The following is a 1,364-nucleotide window of genomic DNA, read 5'->3' as shown; positions in this document are numbered from 1 at the left end:
CTTCACGTCCTCGCCCTTCACCAGCGTGCCGTGGATGATGTCGAAAAAAGCCTCGACCATGTCCTTCGATTCGCGCTTGTTCAGGCCCAGCCGCTCGAACAGCAGCTCGGCCAGTTCGGCCTTGGTGAGCGTCGGCGTCTCGAGGGTCGGCAGCAGCACGCGGGCCGGGGATTTGTCGTCGTTGTGGTCGTCCATGGCGGCCTCCCTCAGCCGCGAAGGCGCACGCCGAGGCGGGCCTTCAGGCTGTCCAGCACCTTGTGCACGCCGGCTTCGATGCGCTCGTCGGTCAGCGTCGCGGCGTCGTCCAGCAGCTCGAGCCGGATGGCCAGGCTGCGTTCGCCGGCGGCCATGTCGGCCGCAGGCGTCGCCGGCTTGTAGATGTCGAACAGCCGCGCCGAGCGGATCAGGCCCGGGTCGACCGCCGTGATCGTGCCGATCAGCGCCTCGTGCGTGACCTGCTCGCCGGCGATCACCGCGATGTCGCGCCAAGCCGACTGCTGCTTCGGGATCGGCTGGAACTGCGGCAGCAGGCGCTGCTGCAGCGCCGAGGCGTCGAGCTCGAACAGCACCGGCGCGTGCGGCAGCTCGTACGACTGCCGCCACTTCGGGTGCAATTCGCCGACGTGGCCGATGGCCTGCCCGTCGATCTCGATGCGCGCCGAACGGCCGGGGTGCAGCGCAGGGTGCTCGGCAGCGACGAAGCTGACCGCCAGCGGCGCGAGCAGCGATTCGATGTCGCCCTTCACGTCGAAGAAGTCGACCTGGCGTTCCTTTGCCGCCCACTGCAATGCATCGACCGGGCCGTACGCGAGGCCCGCGACGCGCAGCGGCTGCGCGATGCCGGCCACGCTGAAGGCGCCGTTGGCGACCGACGCATCGCGCCGGAACACGCGGCCCGATTCGAACACCCGCACGCGCGTGGTCTTGCGCGCCAGGTTGAAACGCAGCACGTTGACGAGGCCGCCGAGCAGGCTTGAGCGCATCACCGACAGCGGGCTCGCGATCGGGTTCAGCACGCGGATCGGGTCGGCATTGCCGGCCAGCTCATGCTCCCAGCGCTCCTCGACGAAGCTGAAGTTGATCGTCTCCTGGTAGTCGAGGCCGGCCAGCAGGTGGCGCAGCGCGTGCGGCCCGCGCTTCGATTCGCTGCGCACGCTGGCCGCCAGCGAGGCGAGCGGGCGCGTCGACGGCAGCGTCGGGTAGCCGAGCACGCGGATCACTTCCTCGATCAGGTCTTCCTCGATCAGCAGGTCGAAGCGCCAGCTCGGCGGCGTCACGGTGATCGTGCCCTCGGCCTGCGTGAACGGCAGGCCCAGCCGCTCCATCACGCCGACGCACTGCGCCTGCGTGATCGGCATGCCGAT

General features: G+C 69.6%; 2 protein-coding genes. Both read right to left on the bottom strand.

The window, feature by feature from the left end:
• A partial coding sequence (locus tag AC1DXV_RS34685) for an HU family DNA-binding protein (RefSeq protein WP_477826865.1) occupies positions 1-195 on the bottom strand: 195 nt, incomplete at its 3' end.
• Between the two features lie 11 nt (positions 196-206).
• The coding region (locus AC1DXV_RS34680; protein ID WP_477938053.1) for a phenylalanine--tRNA ligase subunit beta at positions 207-1,364 on the bottom strand (1,158 nt) is incomplete at its 5' end.

The organism is Rhizobacter sp. P3_C12 (genome assembly GCF_056402735.1).
The sequence above is the reverse complement of the archived record's forward strand: the minus strand, read 5'-3'. Positions and strand labels throughout refer to the sequence as shown.